The organism is Methylobacterium komagatae (genome assembly GCF_042661665.1).
In the GTDB taxonomy this organism is placed as follows: domain Bacteria; phylum Pseudomonadota; class Alphaproteobacteria; order Rhizobiales; family Beijerinckiaceae; genus Methylobacterium; species Methylobacterium komagatae.
On the sequence record NZ_JBHSWN010000001.1, the window covers coordinates 2,802,565 to 2,821,385 of the forward strand.

Here is an 18,821-nt window from a genome sequence, read left to right on the forward strand (position 1 = left end):
CGGCTCATTCCTGCTCCACCAGGCCAAGCCAATCGGCCTCGCTGACGACCTTCACACCGTGTTTCTCGGCGTCCTTCAACTTGGAGCCTGCGCCCGGACCGGCGACGACGAGATCGGTCTTGGCCGAGACGGAGCCCGATACCTTGGCCCCCAGCCGTTCGGCGATGGCCTTGGCCTCGTTACGGGTCATCCGTTCGAGGCTCCCGGTGAAGACCAGCGTCTTGCCCGCGAAGGGGCTCGCCGCACCCGCTCGCTCCATCGGCTCGGTGCGGACCTCCTTGAGAAGCTCTCCCACCGCCGTGGCGTTGTGCGGCTCCGCGAAGAACTGGATCAGCGCATCGGTCGCCACGGGGCCGACTTCACCGTCATCGGCGAAGGCGCGATAGGCATCGCCGGGGCGCTGGTCGGCGGCCCGTTCCAGGGCCACACGAGCGGCGTCGAGATCGCCGTAATGGGCGACGAGGCTCTCGCGCTGGGTCGACGTCAGGCGTACGCGCTCCCCGATCCCGGCTTCACCGGCCTCGGACGGTAGCCCCGAATCGAGCAGCCTGTCGCGGGTGGTCGGTCCGATGCGTGGGACGGAAGAGATCTCGATCCAGTCCGGGCCGCCCTGAGCCTTCGCTGCCGCATCGATCCCCTCGATCAGTGCCTGCATGTCCTCGAAGCGTTTGGCGAGGGCCTTCGCCGTCGCCTCGCCGATCTGCGGAATACCGAGGGCGAAGATGAAGCGGTTGAGCGGCAGGGCGCGGCGGGCCTCGACCCCGGCGAGGAGGTTCTTGATCGCCTTATCCTCCTCGTCGCCTTTCTTCTTGGCCGCCTTCTTCGGCGGCTCGGCCCCGGCCCGCCGCTCGGCGGAAAGGGCTTCGCGACGGGCCACGACGGCCTGCTTGAGCTTGTCGAAATCCAGACGGAACAGGTCGGCGGGCTGGTGGACGAGCCCCGCCTCGAACAGAACCTCGATATAGGTCTCGCCGAACCCTTCGATGTCGAAGCCGTTGCGCGAGACGAAGTGCTTCAACCGCTCAACGCCCTGAGCCGGGCAGATCAACCCGCCGGTGCAGCGGCGGACCGCATCGAGCTTGCCCGTGCGTGGGTTCACCGCCCGCACCGCGCGGCTGCCGCAAGCGGGGCAATGATCGGGAAATTCGAAGGGCTTCGACTCGGCAGGGCGCTTGGTGAGGTCGACGTCCATCACCTTGGGGATCACATCGCCCGCGCGGACGACCGTCACCGTGTCGCCGATGCGGATGTCCCGCCCCTCACGGATCGGCTCGCCATCGGCGCCGACGCCCTTCACGTAACCCTCGTTGTGCAGGGTGGCGTTCGAGACCACGACACCGCCGACCGTGACGGGACGCAGCTTCGCCAAGGGATTGAGGGAGCCGGTGCGGCCGACATTGATGACGATGTCTTCCAGCACGGTTGTCGCCTCTTCCGCGGCGAACTTGTGCGCCAGCGCCCAGCGGGGCGAGCGCGACACGAAGCCGAGGCGCTTCTGAAGGGCGATGTCATCGACCTTGTACACGACGCCGTCGATGTCATAGCCGAGATCGGCCCGCTCGGCGGCGATGGCACGGTAATGGGCGAGCATGCCCTCCGTATCGGCGAAGGTCCGCGTGCGGGGGTTCACCGGTAGCCCCCAGGTGGCGAAGCGCTCGAGCACGCCCGTTTGCGTGTCGGCGAGCGCCTCGGAGACGTCGCCCCAGGCATAGGCGAAGAAGCGCAAGGGTCGCGAGGCCGTCACCGCCGGGTCCAGCTGACGCAGCGATCCCGCCGCCGCATTGCGAGGGTTGGCGAAGAGCGGCTTGCCCGCCGCCTCCTGCCGCGCGTTGATGCCCGCGAAGTCGGCGTGCGAGAGATAGACCTCGCCACGTACCTCGCAGACGCTCGGCCAACCGCTACCCTTCAGCTTGCGGGGAATGTCGTTCACGGTCAGCGCGTTGGCGGTGACATTCTCGCCCACCTCGCCGTCGCCCCGCGTCGCGGCCGTAACCAGCAAACCGTCCTCGTAGCGCAGCGATAGGGACAGGCCGTCGATCTTCGGCTCGGCGGTAAAGGCGAAAGGCTTATCCTCCGGCCAGGCCAGGAACCGGCGGACGCGGGCGACGAAATCCACCACCTCTTCGTCAGCGAAGGCGTTGCCCAGCGAGAGCATCGGCACCGCGTGCCGGACCTTGGCGAACTTCTCCGACGGCTTGGCGCCCACCGAGGTGCTGGCCACGCCCGTCCCGGCCAGCTCGGGGAAAGCGGCCTCGATCGTTTCGAGCTGCCGGCGCAGCTGGTCATATTCGGCGTCGGAGATTTCCGGCGCATCCTCCTGATGATACAGGCGATCCGCCTCGGCGATCCGCTCCGACACATCGGCGTGCGCGGCACGGGCCTCTTCGGCGGTCATGCGGGACGGTTCGGTTTGTGCGGCGGCCATGCCGGGCTTCTAGCGCATCATGCCGCGAGAGGAGAGGGCGGATACGATGAGCAGCCAGGTCGTCATCGTCGCTCTCGACCTCGATCCACAGCGCCTCTCACGCTGCGCCGCCCTGCTCGACAAGGAAGAGACGCAGCGCGCCGGGCGGTTCCTGCGGCAGGCGGACCGGGAGCGCTTCATCGCAAGCCATGCCGCGCTGCGCGTCGTCTTGAGCCACGTGCTCGACTTGCAGCCCGGCGAGTTCCGTTTCGGGTGCGAGGAGACGGGGCGGCCGAACCTGATCGCGCCCTCGGGCTCGGGGCTGGATTTCAACCTCTCGCATTCGGGCGAGATCGCCCTCGTGGGTTTCACCCGCGAAGGGCGCATCGGCGTCGATGTCGAGATCCGCAGGCCCCTGCCGGATGCGCTTCGTATCGCGCGCGGCCACTTCGCCCCCGAAGAGGTCCGCGCGCTCGAAGATCTTCCCGTTTCGGAGCGGGAGGCAGCCTTTTTTGGCCTGTGGACACGAAAGGAGGCGGTGGTGAAGGCGCTTGGCGCCGGGCTGTCGCAGCCGCTCTCCCGCTTCTCCGTCACCGTCCCGCCCGAGCCCCCCGCACTGCTGAAAATGGCAAGCGGCACGAGATCTTGGACGCTCACGAGCCTTGACCTGGGCCCGGATGCCTTCGCCACGGTAGCGATCACCGCACCCGGTCTAGCCATCGCACACCACACGCTTACGGCAGGGTGGGCGGACGGGTTCGATGCGAAATGATGATCGAGGCGCTTGCGGCCTGAGAAAGGCGTCGCTATAAGCCGCCTCGCCGGTCGCGCACAGCGCCCACCGGCCTTCGGAGTGTAGCGCAGTCTGGTAGCGCACCACGTTCGGGACGTGGGGGTCGCAGGTTCAAATCCTGCCACTCCGACCAATACTTAGCACGGTTTCTGATGACTGCCCCGACAGTTATCCCGACAGAAACCGGCGGCGAACAGCACCTTTCCATCCTTGCTCAAGACGCCGCCGAAGCCCTCATCGCCCTCGGCTGGCCGGTGATTCCGCACGGGCCCGACATGGACCGCTGGCAGATCGGCGACCTGATCTGGACCGACGACGAGCTGATGGGCCTTGCCGCGCGGCATGGCGTTCGACCGGCGTCGGACCGGGTGCAGTAGGTGGCCGACGTCCCGCCGCTTCGAGGCAAGCAGCTAGCGGCCCTGCGCGCCATCGCGTCGACACCCGGCGGGCTGCGGATCACCGCCTACCCGAGCGCGATGCCGCTTCTGGTGCAGATGCGGCTGGTCGAGGAGCGCCCTACTTCACGAACCGCGCACCGGGAGGCCCGGGCGTGGTTTCTCACCGTCGAGGGGCGGGAAACTGTGAGAGCCTACGGGCGGGACGAGGCTTAGTCCTTCTCCCTCGGTTGGCTCGCCTTCTCGACAGCGTCCAACGCCATCTCAATCAGCATTCGAGCCGCTTCCGATTTATTCGGGATGGGCCGTTGCTGTGCACGCCACTCTTCCAACCGCCGCAAAAGCTCTTGCGGCAAGGTTGGGGCGAGATGCCGGTGGCGCGGAGGTCCAGGCGCACGCGCCCCTTCATCGTAAAATCGCTCTGCGGCCTTCGCGATTGCGGTCGTGGCCTCGTCAGGCGTCACAGCGAACCGTTCTTCCCCGAGCGCTTTGTCGCGCAGCATCCAATGCGCGAGCCGTTCGATCTGACGGGCGTCCGACGTAGCTACAACGACGAACCCGTGAACCTTGAGACGCGGCTTGCCGCGCTCACTCAGCGCCGCCGCACGAACATTCGGAGCATAGGAGAAGCCGATCTTCTGAGGGCCGCCGTCGTTGCCGATGGCGTAGATCGCCGAGTACTCGCGTTCGACCAAAGGGCGGGTCATCGGCGCTTGGCCTCCGCAGCCAGCCCAAGCTCTACCAGCCGCCGGATTGCCGCCGACATATTCGGCACCGGCCTTTGGCTCGCCCTCCATTCCTCCACGAGATCCAGCCACGAGCGCGGTGCGATCAACTGCACGCGCTCCGTCGTGCTGTCCTTGTCCAACTTGGGCCGCATCCGCTCTTCCGCACGAACTTTTCTCGACCGGATCATTACGTCGCCCTTGCGCTAGATGCCAATGGTGTGTAGTTTACACCTTATTGGCATATAACGCAACGACGGAGCCTGCCATGACCGATCCTCACATGATCTCCGACGCCGCGCTCGACGCTCTCTACAGCGACGACGACACGCTGGCCCGCGCCTTCGCCTGCGAGCACACGGGCGACATGACTCGCGAGACGTGGGCTCGCATCCAGGCCGACAAGCCCGCGCAGGCGCGCCCCTTCTTGCTGGCCCTGAAGCGCGGCCTCTACCGCGAGACGGGCGAGTACACGCAGGCCGCCCTCAACGCTCGCATGGCCCGCAAGCCGCGACCGAAGGCTCGGCCGATGGCCGGTCCTTGGTGCGGCTGGCGCTGAGGGCTGACGCGATGGCCGACGAGCAACTGATTGATATGGCCTCCCGCCTAGAGCGGAAGGCGCACGACATCCGAGCCGATGGAACTCGTCACTGCGGCCCCGTCGCGGAGAAAGAGCGCGCAATCCGAGAAGCCGATGCTCTGCTTGATGAGGCCCGGAAGATCAGGGCCATCGCAGAGCGTCGCGCCGCTAATCTCTAACCCATCCCCCTCACTCACAGAGCGCGAACGATGGCCGATAAAGTATACCCCGAAGGCGTGACCTCACAGGATCACGCCCAGCACGACCTGAAGATGGGGAGATCCCCTAATCAGTCTTCGGTGGAGACGTTTCTGAAGGAGCGGGAGGTCTTGGCTGCTCAGGAGAAGGTCGCGCATCTGCCGGGCCGTGAAGATCTGGCGCTTGTACCGGTTCCAGCCGCTGTCTCTGAGTGTCTGGGCTTCTTCGCTTCCGTCATCAAATCGGGCGAGCCGTGGACCGAAACGTGTGAGGAAATGTACGCGAAGGCAAAGGCCGCGATGGCCGGAAGCGCAGCAGCACCCTGAAACGCGAAAAGAGCGCCCCAGGCCGAAGCCAGGGGCGCCCGCGTGGGTGTTGACGGATGTTAACGGCCGCTCAGTGCATCAGGCCGATCTTCGACAGCACCACCGAACCAAAGGCCGAGACCGCTCCGGCCACCGCACCCCAGACCCGCTTTTCCATCGTGTCGAGGCGCTTCTCGGCGGCGTCGATCCGCTCGTGCAGCGCCTTGTTGTCCTTTTCGATCTCGGAGCGCGGAACGAAGGTCGCGATCGCCTGCATCACGTTGGTGTGCCGCGCTTCGGCCGCTGCCTGCGCCGACTGGCCAGCGGCGACGAGAGAGTTCTGCCGCTCCTCGATGCGAGCCAGGGCGATCAGGATGCGGGTATCGGAGTTCGCCTCGGCGCCCCCCTCGTATCCGGCGGACATGGCAAGGGGATTCCTTTCGGTTCGGGCGCGTTTGAGCAGGCCTTCACCGAGGCCGGGCGGGACAGGCGGTGTCACGCGCGCGGCGACACCTTCAGCGATGAGCTCGAGCCCTTTTCGGGGCACGGACGGCCGACGCCTGCGCGGCGGGCTGGCGTCGGTCATGACGGGCTCCGAGGCCTACTTGCCGAAGATCCGGCGGACAGTCGGCGCGACACCAGCCACGCCGATCACGGAGAGCACGATGGTGTTTTCCATCTTGTCGTAGGGGTCGGGAAGCGTCGCGATCTTCCAGTGAAACAGGAAGGTCGAGTCCAGCACGATCGCGCCGAAGTGGATCATGCAGAGCCCGAACGCCGTCGGGATCATCCAGGCCGTCCATGGCGAAAGGTGCTGTGCGGCGCGCTCCTGCGCGATGACCTTCCGCTCCTCGACATAGGCGGCGAGTTGCGCCTGCGAGACCGAGACATCGCCGGTCACGTTCTGCCCGTTCGTCAGCACCGCGTTGTCGGAGCGCTTGTTCAGGTAGGCGACGACCGCGCTGGCAAAGCCGGGCCCAAACAGCTTCAGCAGGAAGCCGCCGATCGCAGCGAGGGCGCCCATCAGTGCGCGGCCCCGTCGGGACCATCACCGGGGCGCGGGCCCGGCGGTTTGGCGGCCTCGCGGATGTTCTTCAGGATCGGGGGCAGGGCGAGGCGGGCGAGCGCCAGGCCGGAGCCGATCCGCGCGCCGTACCCGGCATATTCCGGCGGCAGCACGGACGCCCAATCGAAGCCGACCACCGCGTTCAGCACGTCGGGCAGGGCGAACAGGACCGCGAGCAGGTAGAGCCGCACGCCGACGAGGCGCGCGTTGATGCGCTGGACGAGGTTCATCTCAGGCGGCCTTTCGGGACAGCAGGGCGTGGACGCGGGACCAGAAGCCGGGCGCCGTCGGTGCAGGGCTCGGCGCATGAAAAAGCCCGCCGGAGGGGGCGGGCTGGGGGGAGGCTGGGGAGCTAATCTGAGGAGCTGGCGAGCTGCTCATGTTCGCCATTGGCGAGAGCGGATCGGGCACCTTCGGCGGTGGAGCTGGATCCGGGACCCGCACCGAGGCGATCAGCGCCACCCGAAACTGCGCGTGGTAGCCCGCGATCAGCGCGTCGCAGTCCGTGCCGTTGATGATCCGACGAGCGCCCTTCGGATCGGAGCGACCGGGCACGAAGTAGTCCCCGAGCTTCTTGCCCGTGAACCACCCCTCAATCATCCCGAAGAACAGGATCGCCGCCGCCACGTCGGGCCGCATCGCGAGGGCGGGCGTCTTCACCAGGTCCTCGCTCGGCTTCAGGATCCCGCGCGCGCGCAGCTCCTTCGTGGCCTTGGCATAGTTCGCCTGCCACGTGAGCTGCACGAAGCCCCGCCCCCAGAACCCCGTGGGCCCGTAGCTTCTGCCCCGGCCGCGCCCGATCTCCTCGATGGGCCGCATCGTCCGTGCCGTCTCATGGAACGTGGTCGCGAGACAGTAGGCCGTCTTCTCGACGCCGAGATCCGGCGGGCAGGCGTCGAGGATCGCCTCCATGCCGGCGACCTGCGGCGCGGTCAGATGTCCGGCGAACGGCTGGCGGCGCACCGCGTCGAAGAACTTCGCGCGGTCGAGATCAATGCTCATGTCGTGGAGTCCGCACACATAAAAAAGACCGCACAGGGCGGCCAGGACGGGCGACATTTCAGGGTGGCAGGAGCGAAGGCGCGTTAGAGCGCGGCCTCGTATCGGATTTGCAGCGCCAGGGAGTTGCCGTTGGCGGCCGGGTACGCGCCCGCGTAATCGAACACCTGCGCCGTGCTCGTGTTGCCCGGCAGTAGGACCGTGAGCTGCTTGCCACCGATGACGATGCCAGTGCCCACGTTCGAGGCCCCAGCGACGGCAGGGAATGGCAGGGTGAACGACAGATACCCGGCACCCGTCCCGTTGTTCGCGATCTGCACCTGCACCTTTGCCGTCACCCATCGGGTGCCGGGATCGATCGTATAGGCAGCGCCTTGGACCGTGGATGTGGTGATCGTGCCGCTCAGCGACCCGATGGTCGGGGTGTAGTTGGTCGATGCCGCGCGTGGCTGCGGCGCCAACGTGCCCTGGTAGGTCAGGGAGCCACCGGTCAAGTTGAGCGCCGAGAGCCCGCCAATCGTTCCCGGCCAGATCAAGCTCACATTGGAGTAGGTATTGTTCTGCCCCGTCGTGAGGTCGGCATACCCCCACTGGTTCGTGTTGCCTTCCACGTCGTCATTCTGACCACCGCCATAGACTTCGCTCGTGGTCGAGAAGTTGCGCGTGTTGCCGTAGATGATCCGCCCGGCCGTGTCCGCGAGGCTTCCGCCCTGGCCCGTGTCGTTGGCCGCGAGATTGTATCCGGCGATCCGGTTGTGATCCGCCTGCCCGCCGTCCACGCCACTGAGCTTCACCGGGGCGCTGATGAACGACCGATAGGTGTTGTGGTGCTCCTTGTATTTCGTCACGACGGGGAAGCCCAAGGTGCCGTCCACGTTGATGCCGGTGAGGCCGATGGTCTGCCCGTTGAACGTGTTGTCGTGGATCGTAATGCCGCTGATGATCCCGGCGTCCGCCGAAGTTCGCGTCATATAGATCCCGTTATTATTGCTCTCATCAATGTTGCTGTTTGAAATCGCGATGTTCGTGATGTAGTTCAGCGCACCCGTCGCAGGCTTGCGCGAGATCATCGCGATGGCGCTGTCGGCGTACCCCGCTAGAATACCTTTATTGATCGCGCCGTCTTCGAGGCTTTCGAGCAGGATCCCGTACTGGGGGCCGATGCGGCGCGTGGACGTGTACTGCTTGCCACCGACCGTGTACGTCTGAGAGGGCAGGACGTTGCCGCCGTACATGGTGAAGTTGCTGATATATCCGGATGTGTTGTGCCCAAAGATTGGGGACGATGCGAACCGGATATGCGCGATACCTTCCTGCGCAGTCGGGTCGTTGATGTTCCACACGCCGCCGTACAGGAATATGCTGTCGATGACGGTGCTGGCACTTCCCGAGATGTTGAAGAAGTACGGCATGCCGTACCCGCCCAGATCTCGAAAGACCATGTGCTGGCCGCCGACCGCGCTGATGTGCGCTTGCCCGCCAGTGAGCTTGTTCGTCAGCGGGCCGGATGTGTAGCCGAGGCGCCCAGCGTGGGTGAACCAAATCCCCTCGACGTGAGCCGCGCCCGCGCCCTTCGTGATATCGGTCGGATCCCCGATCTGTAGCGTGTCGCCCGTGTTCGACAGGTCGTGGTTGAACTGGACTGCCTGCAAGCCGCCGAACCCGATCAGCCGCTGGTTCAGCTTCGGCATCCGGACAGTGGATTTGAGGTTCAGGATCAGGAGCTGCTGGCCGCGCGGCGGATGCAGCGCGACGCCGGTTTCCTTGAGCAGAGCTGCATTCAGGGCCGGGGCGTCATCGCCGTTATAGCCCGGCGCGGCCCGCGCCTTGAGGATATCCGGCACCGCATCGTAGAGGCCACTGGCCGCCAAGTCCGCGAGCGACCGCATGTCCGTCCCGCCGGTCGGCAGCGCCGTGAACGCCGAGGCGTCGCCAGTCGAGCCCGGTCCCTGAAGCTGGATGACATTCGGCGTCAGCTTCCAGCCCTTGCCGACTGTGTCGAGGCAGCCGAGCGAGATCATCGCATTGCTGGTGCGATCGCGCGCCGCGAGCTGGCGGCAGGCACCGGAATTCTGGAGCCCGAGTTCAGGCAGCGTGAAGCTCTGGGCCGCGACGGGCCCAGTGAGCAGCGCGAGCGCTACGAGCGCCCGAGAGATCAGTCGGAGCATCGGGCCGTTCACTTCGGCTGGAGGGCGGATTGGGTGAGCAGGTTCGCGACCTGGACGCTCGTCAGGCCGAGCGTTGCGGTCACGAAGGTGAGGAGCGCACACCCCGGAGTGACGAAGTTCGTCAGGCGGAAAGCCCGGTTCGTCGGGTCGCTGGGATCGGACGGAACCGCAGCCTGTACCGTGGCCGAGGCGCCTGGAATCAGGGCCTCCAGAGCGGCGAAAAATTGCGCCGGGGACGGGGGCGTATCAATCGTGACTGTGCCCCCCTGGCGCCCCAGCACCAAGCCACCACCCGGCGAGCGCAGATCAATCGGGAAGGTTGGACGGATCGGATAGCTCGACATGCAGCGGCCTCAGGCAAATTCGATCGGCTCGCGGAAGATCTCTTCCGTCTCCGGGCCGATCGTGACCGCCACGCGCACGTCGTAGAGGCCGGGAGGAAAGGTGAGCAGCGAGCCGGCCGGGAAGACCGCCTCGAGGATGCCGGGGTTCGAGATCGCGAGCGTGCCGGTGGAAAGCGCCGCCGAGAGCACCGGCTGCGGCTCCGAGCTGCATCCGCTCCAGCATTCGCCCCACCCATGGTGGCGGGCGTCGCGAGGCGTCACCGTCAGCAGGATCTCGGAGCAGTTGGAGAAGTCGATCAGCCCCGCATCGGTGACGTCGAGGCGTCCGAGCGCGTCGGACCACCGGAAGACGTGCCGAAACCGCCATTGTCCGCCGCGGGGGCGAGCGCCGAGCGTGTTCATGAAGGACGGCATCGGCGTCAGACCTTCATGTAGAAGGTGCCGAGGCGGGTCGGCTGGAGGTTGGGGTGGGCCTGTCCGGCGCCGAACTGGTTGCCGTGGAAGCCAAGGGTCTGGCCGCCGGCCTCGTCGGTCTGGCCCGTGGAATTCGCCGGTAAGCTGCCGACCGTGATGACGGCCTGCTGTCCGCCGTTGCCGTACGCTTGGTTGATGTTGTGCTTCACGCCGTGCGTGTGCGGCTGCACGTTGTCGATCGTGCCGCTCGGCGTGACCGGCGGGAGCTGATCCACCGACAGGCCGGTGATGGTATCGCCGCCCATCTGGCCGGGGTTCTGCGCGTCACCGATCAGCGAGAACCGCCCGGAGACCGTCCCGGTAGACCCGGCAGCGGCGGCCTGCGAGAGGATGATCGTCGTCCCCGTAATGTCGAGGATGATCGTGCCGAGAGAGACCCCGGTCGCGGTGACCTGCATCCCTGCGACGAGGCGCGAGGCATCCGCGACCTGCGCGGTGGTAGAACCTGCGGTTAGGGCGAGGTTCGTGATCGTCTGCATCCGCCCGGCCGGGCTCGACCCCATGTCGTCGAGGCCGGCGGCGGTGAGCCCCTGCATCGTCGGGATGGTGATCTGCTTGCCGGCCGAGAAATCCGCCGCCGCCGAAGTCCCGCGTCCACCGACGACGGAGACGATACCCTCCGCAAACGTCGTCCAGAGGAAGGTGAACAGCGCGGCGGCCGAGGCGTCGGCGAACTCCGTCGCGCCCGAGCCCTGTGCGCCGATGGTGCGCCCGTTCATCCGGACCCAGCCGGGCAGGATCGCGGCGTCCATCCGCCACTTCACATCGCCGGTCGAGGCGACGCCGTTCGGGTCGACGGTTGGCGCGGGTTCGCCGCCCGATGTGACGACCGGCTCGCCGAGATCATCGTCGAACCAGAGCTCGATCGCCGTAGGGGCCGAGGACCTGCTCGGCGTAGAGCCCGGCTGGCAAGAAGACGCGCGGGAACCGGCCCTCGCCATCGGTCTTCACCGGATCCGGCAGCGGCACGGTCAGGCCTGCGTCGGCATAGACCGTCAGCGGGTCGGTCGTGCCGCCCGCGAAGAAATGCGCGTAGGCCGGCAGGCACGGGCGCCCGTTGGCGTCGAGCACCTGCTGGCGCGAGAGCGGCCAGGAAATCGTCATATCGGGGGTCCGGGAACGAAAAAGCCCCGCACGGGGCGGGGCTCGGGGCAGCGCGGCGGGAGGCTCGCGCGCGTCTCGGGACGGTGGCTAAATCCGATGGATTGCCCGTCGGGTCAAGGGGTGGGCCGGGCGCTTGCGACAGCGGCCCGGCCCGGTCATCCTCGGAGGTGCGAAGCTACCGAAGATTGGCACCAGCATATGAAGAAGCCGCCCAGGCGCAAGCCGAAAGGTCTCAAACCCACTGCGCCCAGACCAACAGAAGTCGGATTCCATACGCAGCCCAAACCCCAAGCCACGCAAGAAAGAACGCCGCAGCGAGAAAAAACAGGTTCCAGGCTACGAATTCGAGAGCGCTATAGAACCTTCTGGGCATATGCCGGGCCGATCTTCACCTTGGTTAGTGCTGGAGCGCTGTGGTGGCCCAGCGTGACGATAACAAGCGGTGCTAATCTAGACCCATCCCAGGATTTTCAGACACAAGTTCTAATCAACAACAATGGAAAATCACCAGTCTACGATATGTCCATAACATGCGACCTTGTGGGTGAGGAGGCGTATATCGGCAAGCTTCAAACACCTGAGCGTCCCATACCAAAAATTCCGACGCTGCGCGCTGGTGAAGTTGCATCGCGAGGGTGTCTTGCGGCTAGCAAATACATCACCGGCCTTCAGCTACGGGTCCACGCCGACTTCACGTGGCCAATCATTGGGCGACGAGATCGTGTGACATCATACTTTTCAGTCGAGCGCGGCCCAACCGGAAGCGTGCTGGTGCCACAGGCGAGGCCGACCATCGAAAGGAAGGCAACCATCACCATCCCAGGCGAGCATTAGGATCGCAGATACCCAGATCCCATTCCGATCAGAATGCGTGCCGTGCTACGCTACCCCATGCCCCGCTGGCTCCAGATCACCCTCAGCCTCGGGCGAGTCGCGCCGGAGCGGGCCGTCCGCTCTCTGTGATCACCAGCCCGAGCAACGTGACCTTCTGGCGGCAGCGATAGGCGCCGAGCGCCTTTCCTGGTTCGAGAACCCAGATGAAGGCCGGGCCTGGCACGAAGGCCTCCGGGACTTCCGGGTGCTGCTCCAGCATTGGTTCGATCGAGATCCGGCCCGTGCGCCACATCACAAGAGCGGGTTGCCCCACCGCCGGACGCCGAGCCGTGTCGAAGAAGACTGGGGCCCCGCCTAGGATGATGCATCCGCGTCCGTCCTTCATCGCGGCTGGACGGGGTAGGCTGCGGGTGTGTTCGCGGACCTTCACAGTGGCGGGGGCGGCGAGCGACGCGAGTTTCTGGCGCCGAAGCTCCATGAAAGCCTCAATGAGCGCGCGGCGGACCTGCGGGGCGTTCGGGGCGCGGGAGAGGGCACAAACGCAGAGGGCTTGGCCCTCGGTGAGGTAGAAGGCTCTCCCGGGGCGACCGCCCTTCGCGGAGGTTTGCACGTGGCGCGTGCAAACCTCGCCATAGGTCGCGATCTCGGGGGCCGCTCCCTCAATTAGCTGCCGGATGTTTCGAGCCTGCGCCATTCCGAGATGAGCGCCGAGCACGGTATCAAGGATGCGCGGCTCGCAGTTCACTTCGGTGTCGAGGTCTGCCGCGCAGAGCGCGGGTGTGCTAAGGGTGGCGACAGCCTGTCCCATCGGTCTGCTCCGGGGTGAGAGGTGATGGCCTCCGGCGGTCTGCTCACCGCTCGGAGGCCGCTTAGTTTTCAGGCCGCTCAGTCGTCGGAGCCGGGCTCCGGGTCGCGCCTGATCGCCGTGTATGTGAAGAACTCACCCTGGCGCGGGTCGGCGTACATGGCCGGTACGGTCGGCAGGTTCATCTTGAACCACATTTCCCGACCAGCCTGATTGCCGAAGGTCTGCCGCGCCTCGGTCACTAGCTTCCGCCTTGATGAGAGCGGCTCCTCGGCCGTGACATCGGCCGCTTTCTCGGAAAGGCCGTTGGCCCGCTCGTCGAGGGGGCGCCCATAGAAATGGCGGAACAAGACAGCGTAGCACTCGCGCTTGTAGGCAAGAACGCGCTCACGCGCCTCCTCCTTGACCATCTTGTCGTTGATGCTGAATAGCCACCCGTTCACGAGATCAAGCCGCAGGCAAAACATGTCCTGCACCCCGCCAGCAGAGGGGTATGCCACTTGGCATACCCCTTCAGCCAAAATGGGGTCGGCCTCGATACGATTTCGCTGTTTCTGGGCGTCGAGCCCCAATGAGCGGCATACCGGCGTGACTGCTAGGAACCTCCCATCATCACGCTCAACGGCAAAAAGTGTGTCGTCCTTGAAATCGACGGTGCTAATGGTGCCCATCTGCGGATGCTCCTCATCCGTGGGTTGCGGGACTGCCCTGCAAGGCGGTGTCGTTGGGTCCGGCGGCGGGGGCGTTCGCCTGCAAGCTTCCCCCCGTCGCCGGCTTACCCTCATCGCTGAGGGCGGCCGCGAGGATCATGACGACCTCGCTGTTCATGGAGCGCAGATTGCTCTGAGCCCGCTCGGCGAGTCGCGCTCGCATCCCATCGGGGAACCGAAGCATCAACCTATCGCCGCTGTCGCTAGGGTATCGGGGCCGTGCCATTTTCTCTCCATATCGCCGCGATATGGAGAAGCTACATATCAACTCCATAGCCTGTCAAGCTCCATATCGTGATGATATGGCCTTCCGCATGCGCAAGCCCCGTTCAGAGTACCCGAGCGAACAGGCGGACAAGTTCTTGCTGCGGTTCCCCGACGGCATGCGCGACCGTCTCAAAGCGTTAGCCGAGCAGAACAAGCGGAGCATGAACGCAGAAATCGTCGCGAGGCTGGAGGCTTCCATCCGCAGTCAGGATGAAGAGCTAAAAACATTTATTGCAGCTCAGAAAGAAAATCTTCGCCCCGGAAATCCTGAGCCGTTTAGCCCGACAAAATCTGCAATAGATCATTACCTTAAAATTAAAGACGAACTTACTGATATAAAGTACATGCTCCGCCTTGCTTTAGGCCAGGAAAAACCTCGCCCGGAATGATCTGTCGCGCGACGTTGTCGCCGATCTGCTGGCGGGGCTGGCCTACTGGCTGAACGCGAGAGAGCAGCGCCGCGCGCACTGACGTGCTATAGGGGCGGGATGCCCCGTTGGCTTGAAGTCGCCCTGACGCTCGTCCTCTTCCTGGTCGCGATGGCCGGGGTGACGTGGCTCATCCGTCAGACGGTGCCAGGGTTCAACGCTTGGCTGGGACAAACCCTCGGAGAAGGGCCAGCAACATTGCTCGTTTTCGGGCTTTTGGCGGTCGCAGCCGTGTTCGGCTACTGGCCCCGCGACGCGTCGGGCAAGATGCGGCGGCTGCGCTCGCCTTGGGACTGAAGTAGCGCTTGCACGAGGCGGTCCACGGCCTGCCCGGTCTCCTCGGCTCGGCCACCCGCCGCCGCGCGTGCACCGAGCGCCTCGATGAGCCTGTCCAGCGCCTCGCCGGGGATCATCGTCACGGCGTCGGCCAGCTCGCGATTACGGGCGATGTCCGCCTCCCGTCCGATGGCCTCGGCTCCCGATTTCAGTCCTTTCAGACCCATCGTCGCCGCAGCCGCCTTCGGCCCGCCGACCGCGCCAGCGATGGCAGTAGCCGCATCGGCCGGGTTCGCTCCGACCACGCGCGGCGCCACGTCGTCGGCGGCGCGCTTACGCAGCTCGGTCATGGAGTTGTTCACGATGCGCTGGTGAGAACCATCGAACGCACGCTCCCGCTCGACGGCACCGACGACGCCAGCCGTGGGCCCCTCGCCAAACACGGTATTGAGCCGCGCCCTGTTCCAGTCGCCCTCGCCCTTCACCGCGTCGGCCAGCGCCACGCGGTCGTTGAGCTTCGTCCCGACGAGCCGGTCGATCTCGGTGCGCAGGCCGTCGCGCTGCGCCTGCGCGACCTCGGGGGCCATCTCTGCGGTCTCCTCGGCGAGCTGACCGGGCCGTACCGACTCGCGCCCGCCGTTGAGCAAGGTCTGGCCCCGCCCGAACGCCTCGCGCTGTTGGAAGAACCGTTCGGCCGAGCGGTTGGCGAAGCCGTAGCCCGGCACCTGCGCTTCCAGGGCGCCGTTCAGCGAGCGGCGGGTCAGCGTCAGCGCCCGAAGCTCGCTGTTGCGCGCCGAACCGCCGGGCTGGGCCTGGACGGTGGCGATCATCGCGTCGAGCGCTTCCTTGGCATTGTGAAGGGCCTCGGGGCGCGAGTCGGCGATACGGGTCACGAAGCCGTTGGCATCGACCGGGCCGTCCGTCATCAGCAACTCGCGGGCCCGGCCGAGCGCGGTGGCGGCGCCACCCTTCTCGCGTGCGGCGAGGGTGTCGATCATGCCCAGCGTGTTGGCCGTGTTGACCTCGACGGGCTCGGCGAAGGCGCGCTGGTAGAGCGGGGGCACGACGCGGTCGTATTCGGCCTGGAGCGTCCGCTCGAAAGCGGCCGGGGCGGTCGCGGGGCCGATGTTGGCCTCGACATCGCGGGTCAGCCGCGCGTTGGCGCCACGAGCGCGGGCGACGAGCGGGTCGGTGACAGCCTCACGGGTTTCCGGCAGCACGGCAAGGCCCTGCGCCCGGCCCTCGAACGAGGGCGAGGCGTCGAGCAGCATCGCGTCGGGACCGAGTTCGGTCAGTCGGGCCCGCACCGCGTCGGGGCCGCCCGCGTTGCGGAGATCTCCCGCGAGCTTGCCCGCCGCATCTGTTCCCATGCCGGGAACTGGCGTGCGGCGCGCGGCGACCGCATCACCAACGGCACGTGCCGCCCGGCCGACGAGATTGCCGACGATAGGTGCAGCTGCGCCGCCAGCAGCACCCGCGATGGCGCCGTTACGCGCCGTCACCGGATCTCCATCGCTCCTGACAGCAGAGTCGGCGCCGCCGATGATCCCACCAGAGGCAAGTGATGCCACGGTCCGAGTGCCGAGACCTGCGGTCCCAGCCCCGAATGCGGCCGGAGCCGCCGCGACGAGCGGCGCCGTGCCGACGACCCCACCGAGCACTTCACCGCCAACCGTGGCCTTCGGGTTCTCCTTCGCGGTCGCCTCGCCGAAGGTCTCGACGTTGTGCAGGCTCGTCGCTGAACTTCGTGTCGTTCTTCAGCGAGCGGATGCCGGCGACGGCCCTGTTCACCCCGCCGAGCAGGTAGGGACCGACGACGGGGACGCCGTTGATGATGCCACGCCCGACGGCGGCCGAGCCGTCGCCTGGTAAGCCGGCAGCTGGCAAGTCGCTCGGTGGAGGATTGGCCGCGATCAAGGCCTCGAAGGGATCGAGACGTGCGCTTGGTTTCGCAGCGGGCGCCGGGTTTGCTGCAATCAGATCGTCGAACGGATCGCTCATTTGCCGAGCTTCCTCGGGTCGATACCCGCCTTCGCGAGCATGTCCTCAAGCTGGGGGCGAAGGTCCGGGCGGTCCTTCAATATGCCCTTCGATTTGGCCAAGTAGCTGTCCCAGGTGTAGCCCTCCGGAGGGCGACCGCCCTTCACGACCTCGGGCAGGGCGCGCTTGCCGCTGTCCGCCGCCGGATCGGCTCGGGACGGCGCGAGCTTTGGCCCCTTGAGCGCGTCGGGCAACTTCACGACGCGGCCCTCGTCCAGGCCCTGGCCCTTCGCGAGGTCACTGTAGCGGGACGCCACCGACTCGGCGCCCTGGCGAGCCTGCCCATAGAGACGACCGGCGGTGTCGATGAAGTCCTGCCGCTGTCCGTCGCTCAGAAACTCGCCGTTGATCGCTTTGTTATAGAGGTTCCTGACCTTGTCATCGACACCGCCCGCGTTCTGCGCCGTCGCGTATTCGCCCTCTCGGACGACCGAGCCCGGATCGAGCATCCTCATGTATCCGAAGACGAGCGCGATATCGGATGCGGGCGAGATGCTGTTCGGGTTGGCCTCGCGTTGCTCGGTAGCGGCGATCAAGCGGCGGTAGCCGTCCTGCACGTCGTTGAAAGTGCCGAGCTGCTTGGTGAACTCTCCACGGAGCTTCGCCTCGGCCTCTGTGCTCTTATCCCGGTCGGGTACCGAGGCGACGACGCGATCGCCCTGCATGCGCTGCTGGCCAGGGCTGAGCGTGTACGCCTCCTCCTTCGGAGCGGCCACGAAGCTTGGGGTGGAATATTCGCCCGGCGGGAGAACGGTTTGCCCCGGGCTGAGGACGGTGGGTGTCAGGGGGCGTCGCTGGGCGTCTTTGTATTGGATGAAGGTGCCAGGGAAGCCCTGCGCCTGCGCCATCGCATATTCGCGCTGGTCGCTGGTGAGCTTGCCGGTCTCCATCTCGTTCGCGAGCAGGGTCTTCACCACGCCCTGCTGCTGCTCAGACAAGCCGGGGATCAGCGAGGCACGGATCAGCGCTCCGATCCGCTCCGGCGAGCCCGGCGCGGCGCGCCCGACCGCGCCCGCCACGGGACGGGGAATCCCCGCACCCGCGAGCCTGCACCGAAACCGGCATGCTGCTGACGCCGGCAGACGGAGCCGCCGTCCCCTGGCTGTCTTGGCCAGGAATGACGAAGGCGGCAGGCTGTGCACCGGGAGCGGGCTTGTTCGCCGCGTCGGGGTCGGCCGAGGCAAGCTGCGTCGGCGACGTGGGTGTGGAGGCCTGGACCGGCGCGGCGCCGCCAGGGAAGTGCCCTGTGCGCTCGGCGTAGACCTGACCAGCCGTCTTCGGCGAGCCGTCGCGGTTGAAGAAAATCGTCCGGTTGGCTGCCGCAGCGCCGGGCGAAACGAACTGCGTCGCGGGCGCGTCAGGGTTCGACGTGGCCCCGGCGATGAAGCGCGGGCCGCCAGCCTCACCGAGGAAGTGGCTGACGTAGAGATTACCTGGCGTGATCGGGATGCCGGCGCGGGACAGCGCGTCGGAGTTGTCCTTGGTGAAGGCCTGCATGGCCCGATCCTGCTGCCCGGCATCGGTCCGGCCGTTCGGGGTCAGACCGAGATCGGGATACTTCCGCGCGAGCCCGTTCCAGGTGTCCTGAGTGAACTGGTAGCGCCCGGTCGCGGTGCTGTTGGGGTTCTTGGCCGTATCGGAGCCGCCGCTCTCGACGCCCCTAACCGTGTCGAGATAGCTGCCCATCCCGCCGCCAGCCGATGCGAAGGACGGCAGCTTCTGGCCTGCATCGCGATAGGTCTGGCCCATCGTGCCGAGCGTGCCACCGGGTGCGGAGGCGGACGTCGCGTCGGCCCCACCGCCGAAAAGGCCGCCGAGGGTGTTTGCGGCTCCTTGCTTGCGCCACGCCCTTCCCCGAGTTTCACCAGGGCAAGGCCGGTCGAGAGATCGCCGGCCTTCAACGCGA

25 protein-coding genes and 1 tRNA gene are annotated in these 18,821 nt (G+C 66.5%); 7 read left to right on the top strand and 19 right to left on the bottom strand.

Annotated elements, in window-relative coordinates; translation table 11 throughout:
• Nucleotides 1-4: 4 nt before the first annotated feature.
• Nucleotides 5-2,425: an NAD-dependent DNA ligase LigA gene (gene ligA, locus ACFQE0_RS13670; RefSeq protein WP_378970444.1), complete on the bottom strand. Its 2,421-nt coding sequence runs from the start codon at nucleotides 2,423-2,425 to the stop codon at nucleotides 5-7.
• 46 nt (nucleotides 2,426-2,471) lie between these two features.
• Here ligA and ACFQE0_RS13675 point away from each other — a divergent pair, with 46 nt between their 5' ends.
• The 4 genes from ACFQE0_RS13675 to ACFQE0_RS13690 all read left to right on the top strand — a co-directional run bounded on the left by ACFQE0_RS13675 (nucleotide 2,472) and on the right by ACFQE0_RS13690 (nucleotide 3,808).
• The gene (locus tag ACFQE0_RS13675; protein ID WP_378970446.1) at nucleotides 2,472-3,176 is read left to right on the top strand and encodes a 4'-phosphopantetheinyl transferase family protein; all 705 of its coding nucleotides are present in this window, start codon (nucleotides 2,472-2,474) and stop codon (nucleotides 3,174-3,176) included.
• Between the two features lie 77 nt (nucleotides 3,177-3,253).
• A tRNA-Pro gene (locus ACFQE0_RS13680) sits at nucleotides 3,254-3,330 on the top strand.
• Between the two features lie 19 nt (nucleotides 3,331-3,349).
• A complete protein-coding gene (locus ACFQE0_RS13685; protein WP_378970448.1) occupies nucleotides 3,350-3,574 on the top strand; it encodes a hypothetical protein in 225 nt (74 codons plus the stop codon).
• The gene (locus ACFQE0_RS13690; protein ID WP_378970451.1) at nucleotides 3,575-3,808 is read left to right on the top strand and encodes a hypothetical protein; all 234 of its coding nucleotides are present in this window, start codon (nucleotides 3,575-3,577) and stop codon (nucleotides 3,806-3,808) included.
• On the opposite strand, the gene ACFQE0_RS13695 is transcribed toward ACFQE0_RS13690, so the two are convergent.
• Nucleotides 3,805-4,299: a GIY-YIG nuclease family protein gene (locus ACFQE0_RS13695; RefSeq protein WP_378970454.1), complete on the bottom strand. Its 495-nt coding sequence runs from the start codon at nucleotides 4,297-4,299 to the stop codon at nucleotides 3,805-3,807. The two genes, ACFQE0_RS13690 and ACFQE0_RS13695, sit on opposite strands and share 4 nt — an antisense overlap.
• Complete coding sequence (locus tag ACFQE0_RS13700) at nucleotides 4,296-4,472, bottom strand: hypothetical protein (protein ID WP_378970456.1); 177 nt, start codon at nucleotides 4,470-4,472, stop codon at nucleotides 4,296-4,298. The genes ACFQE0_RS13695 and ACFQE0_RS13700 overlap by 4 nt, the downstream gene beginning before the upstream one ends.
• A 113-nt stretch (nucleotides 4,473-4,585) precedes the next feature.
• On the opposite strand from ACFQE0_RS13700, the gene ACFQE0_RS13705 reads away from it, so the two are divergent.
• Both ACFQE0_RS13705 and ACFQE0_RS13710 read left to right on the top strand, forming a co-directional pair.
• A complete protein-coding gene (locus ACFQE0_RS13705; RefSeq protein WP_378970459.1) occupies nucleotides 4,586-4,876 on the top strand; it encodes a hypothetical protein in 291 nt (96 codons plus the stop codon).
• 230 nt (nucleotides 4,877-5,106) lie between these two features.
• Nucleotides 5,107-5,421 carry a hypothetical protein gene (locus ACFQE0_RS13710; protein WP_378970461.1) on the top strand — a complete coding sequence of 105 codons (315 nt, stop codon included), beginning with the start codon at nucleotides 5,107-5,109 and terminating at the stop codon, nucleotides 5,419-5,421.
• Between the two features lie 70 nt (nucleotides 5,422-5,491).
• Here ACFQE0_RS13710 and ACFQE0_RS13715 read toward each other — a convergent pair whose 3' ends face one another.
• The 12 genes from ACFQE0_RS13715 to ACFQE0_RS13770 form a co-directional block, all read right to left on the bottom strand.
• Nucleotides 5,492-5,824 carry a DUF7201 family protein gene (locus ACFQE0_RS13715; protein ID WP_378970464.1) on the bottom strand — a complete coding sequence of 111 codons (333 nt, stop codon included), beginning with the start codon at nucleotides 5,822-5,824 and terminating at the stop codon, nucleotides 5,492-5,494.
• A gap of 177 nt (nucleotides 5,825-6,001) precedes the next feature.
• The gene (locus ACFQE0_RS13720; RefSeq protein WP_378970466.1) at nucleotides 6,002-6,424 is read right to left on the bottom strand and encodes a hypothetical protein; all 423 of its coding nucleotides are present in this window, start codon (nucleotides 6,422-6,424) and stop codon (nucleotides 6,002-6,004) included.
• Entirely contained in the window at nucleotides 6,424-6,696 is a 273-nt protein-coding gene (locus ACFQE0_RS13725) for a hypothetical protein (RefSeq protein ID WP_378970469.1), read from the bottom strand. Before ACFQE0_RS13725 ends, ACFQE0_RS13720 begins: the two co-directional genes overlap by 1 nt.
• 1 nt (nucleotide 6,697) lies before the next feature.
• Nucleotides 6,698-7,468, bottom strand: a complete 771-nt coding sequence (locus tag ACFQE0_RS13730) for a hypothetical protein (protein ID WP_378970472.1) — start codon at nucleotides 7,466-7,468, stop codon at nucleotides 6,698-6,700.
• Between the two features lie 83 nt (nucleotides 7,469-7,551).
• Nucleotides 7,552-9,633 (bottom strand): hypothetical protein, encoded by a 2,082-nt coding sequence (locus ACFQE0_RS13735; protein ID WP_378970474.1) that lies wholly within the window; start codon nucleotides 9,631-9,633, stop codon nucleotides 7,552-7,554.
• An 8-nt stretch (nucleotides 9,634-9,641) separates the two neighbouring features.
• Nucleotides 9,642-9,977: a hypothetical protein gene (locus tag ACFQE0_RS13740; RefSeq protein WP_378970477.1), complete on the bottom strand. Its 336-nt coding sequence runs from the start codon at nucleotides 9,975-9,977 to the stop codon at nucleotides 9,642-9,644.
• 9 nt (nucleotides 9,978-9,986) lie between these two features.
• Entirely contained in the window at nucleotides 9,987-10,391 is a 405-nt protein-coding gene (locus ACFQE0_RS13745) for a hypothetical protein (RefSeq protein ID WP_378970479.1), read from the bottom strand.
• A gap of 5 nt (nucleotides 10,392-10,396) precedes the next feature.
• A complete protein-coding gene (locus ACFQE0_RS13750) occupies nucleotides 10,397-11,203 on the bottom strand; it encodes a hypothetical protein (protein WP_378970481.1) in 807 nt (268 codons plus the stop codon).
• 91 nt (nucleotides 11,204-11,294) lie between these two features.
• Nucleotides 11,295-11,555 (bottom strand): hypothetical protein, encoded by a 261-nt coding sequence (locus ACFQE0_RS13755; RefSeq protein ID WP_378970484.1) that lies wholly within the window; start codon nucleotides 11,553-11,555, stop codon nucleotides 11,295-11,297.
• A 916-nt stretch (nucleotides 11,556-12,471) separates the two neighbouring features.
• Nucleotides 12,472-13,197 carry a Rha family transcriptional regulator gene (locus ACFQE0_RS13760; protein ID WP_378970487.1) on the bottom strand — a complete coding sequence of 242 codons (726 nt, stop codon included), beginning with the start codon at nucleotides 13,195-13,197 and terminating at the stop codon, nucleotides 12,472-12,474.
• 77 nt (nucleotides 13,198-13,274) lie between these two features.
• Nucleotides 13,275-13,865 (bottom strand): phage antirepressor N-terminal domain-containing protein, encoded by a 591-nt coding sequence (locus tag ACFQE0_RS13765; protein WP_378970489.1) that lies wholly within the window; start codon nucleotides 13,863-13,865, stop codon nucleotides 13,275-13,277.
• Nucleotides 13,866-13,878: 13 nt separating this feature from the next.
• Nucleotides 13,879-14,088, bottom strand: a complete 210-nt coding sequence (locus ACFQE0_RS13770; protein ID WP_378970492.1) for an Arc family DNA-binding protein — start codon at nucleotides 14,086-14,088, stop codon at nucleotides 13,879-13,881.
• Nucleotides 14,089-14,218: 130 nt separating this feature from the next.
• Here ACFQE0_RS13770 and ACFQE0_RS13775 point away from each other — a divergent pair, with 130 nt between their 5' ends.
• Entirely contained in the window at nucleotides 14,219-14,560 is a 342-nt protein-coding gene (locus ACFQE0_RS13775; RefSeq protein WP_378970494.1) for an Arc family DNA-binding protein, read from the top strand.
• 278 nt (nucleotides 14,561-14,838) lie between these two features.
• Here the strand turns inward: ACFQE0_RS13775 and ACFQE0_RS13780 are convergent, their stop codons facing one another.
• The 4 genes from ACFQE0_RS13780 to ACFQE0_RS13795 all read right to left on the bottom strand — a co-directional run bounded on the left by ACFQE0_RS13780 (nucleotide 14,839) and on the right by ACFQE0_RS13795 (nucleotide 18,664).
• Nucleotides 14,839-16,377, bottom strand: a complete 1,539-nt coding sequence (locus tag ACFQE0_RS13780) for a hypothetical protein (RefSeq protein ID WP_378970497.1) — start codon at nucleotides 16,375-16,377, stop codon at nucleotides 14,839-14,841.
• A gap of 160 nt (nucleotides 16,378-16,537) precedes the next feature.
• Entirely contained in the window at nucleotides 16,538-16,876 is a 339-nt protein-coding gene (locus ACFQE0_RS13785) for a hypothetical protein (protein ID WP_378970499.1), read from the bottom strand.
• Nucleotides 16,873-17,934 (bottom strand): hypothetical protein, encoded by a 1,062-nt coding sequence (locus ACFQE0_RS13790; protein ID WP_378970502.1) that lies wholly within the window; start codon nucleotides 17,932-17,934, stop codon nucleotides 16,873-16,875. Before ACFQE0_RS13790 ends, ACFQE0_RS13785 begins: the two co-directional genes overlap by 4 nt.
• On the bottom strand, nucleotides 17,846-18,664 hold the full coding sequence (locus ACFQE0_RS13795; protein WP_378970504.1) for a hypothetical protein: 819 nt from the start codon (nucleotides 18,662-18,664) through the stop codon (nucleotides 17,846-17,848). The genes ACFQE0_RS13790 and ACFQE0_RS13795 overlap by 89 nt, the downstream gene beginning before the upstream one ends.
• Nucleotides 18,665-18,821 lie beyond the last annotated feature (157 nt).

Coding starts and splice junctions, on each gene's coding strand:
- ligA (WP_378970444.1), bottom strand. CDS start 2,425: ATGGCCGCCGCACAAACCGAACCGTCCCGCATGACCGCCGAAGAGGCC.
- ACFQE0_RS13675 (WP_378970446.1), top strand. CDS start 2,472: ATGAGCAGCCAGGTCGTCATCGTCGCTCTCGACCTCGATCCACAGCGC.
- ACFQE0_RS13685 (WP_378970448.1), top strand. CDS start 3,350: ATGACTGCCCCGACAGTTATCCCGACAGAAACCGGCGGCGAACAGCAC.
- ACFQE0_RS13695 (WP_378970454.1), bottom strand. CDS start 4,299: ATGACCCGCCCTTTGGTCGAACGCGAGTACTCGGCGATCTACGCCATC.
- ACFQE0_RS13700 (WP_378970456.1), bottom strand. CDS start 4,472: ATGCGGCCCAAGTTGGACAAGGACAGCACGACGGAGCGCGTGCAGTTG.
- ACFQE0_RS13705 (WP_378970459.1), top strand. CDS start 4,586: ATGACCGATCCTCACATGATCTCCGACGCCGCGCTCGACGCTCTCTAC.
- ACFQE0_RS13710 (WP_378970461.1), top strand. CDS start 5,107: ATGGCCGATAAAGTATACCCCGAAGGCGTGACCTCACAGGATCACGCC.
- ACFQE0_RS13715 (WP_378970464.1), bottom strand. CDS start 5,824: ATGTCCGCCGGATACGAGGGGGGCGCCGAGGCGAACTCCGATACCCGC.
- ACFQE0_RS13720 (WP_378970466.1), bottom strand. CDS start 6,424: ATGGGCGCCCTCGCTGCGATCGGCGGCTTCCTGCTGAAGCTGTTTGGG.
- ACFQE0_RS13725 (WP_378970469.1), bottom strand. CDS start 6,696: ATGAACCTCGTCCAGCGCATCAACGCGCGCCTCGTCGGCGTGCGGCTC.
- ACFQE0_RS13730 (WP_378970472.1), bottom strand. CDS start 7,468: ATGAGCATTGATCTCGACCGCGCGAAGTTCTTCGACGCGGTGCGCCGC.
- ACFQE0_RS13735 (WP_378970474.1), bottom strand. CDS start 9,633: ATGCTCCGACTGATCTCTCGGGCGCTCGTAGCGCTCGCGCTGCTCACT.
- ACFQE0_RS13740 (WP_378970477.1), bottom strand. CDS start 9,977: ATGTCGAGCTATCCGATCCGTCCAACCTTCCCGATTGATCTGCGCTCG.
- ACFQE0_RS13745 (WP_378970479.1), bottom strand. CDS start 10,391: ATGCCGTCCTTCATGAACACGCTCGGCGCTCGCCCCCGCGGCGGACAA.
- ACFQE0_RS13750 (WP_378970481.1), bottom strand. CDS start 11,203: ATGGACGCCGCGATCCTGCCCGGCTGGGTCCGGATGAACGGGCGCACC.
- ACFQE0_RS13755 (WP_378970484.1), bottom strand. CDS start 11,555: ATGACGATTTCCTGGCCGCTCTCGCGCCAGCAGGTGCTCGACGCCAAC.
- ACFQE0_RS13760 (WP_378970487.1), bottom strand. CDS start 13,197: ATGGGACAGGCTGTCGCCACCCTTAGCACACCCGCGCTCTGCGCGGCA.
- ACFQE0_RS13765 (WP_378970489.1), bottom strand. CDS start 13,865: ATGGGCACCATTAGCACCGTCGATTTCAAGGACGACACACTTTTTGCC.
- ACFQE0_RS13770 (WP_378970492.1), bottom strand. CDS start 14,088: ATGCTTCGGTTCCCCGATGGGATGCGAGCGCGACTCGCCGAGCGGGCT.
- ACFQE0_RS13775 (WP_378970494.1), top strand. CDS start 14,219: ATGCGCAAGCCCCGTTCAGAGTACCCGAGCGAACAGGCGGACAAGTTC.
- ACFQE0_RS13785 (WP_378970499.1), bottom strand. CDS start 16,876: ATGAGCGATCCGTTCGACGATCTGATTGCAGCAAACCCGGCGCCCGCT.
- ACFQE0_RS13795 (WP_378970504.1), bottom strand. CDS start 18,664: ATGGGCCAGACCTATCGCGATGCAGGCCAGAAGCTGCCGTCCTTCGCA.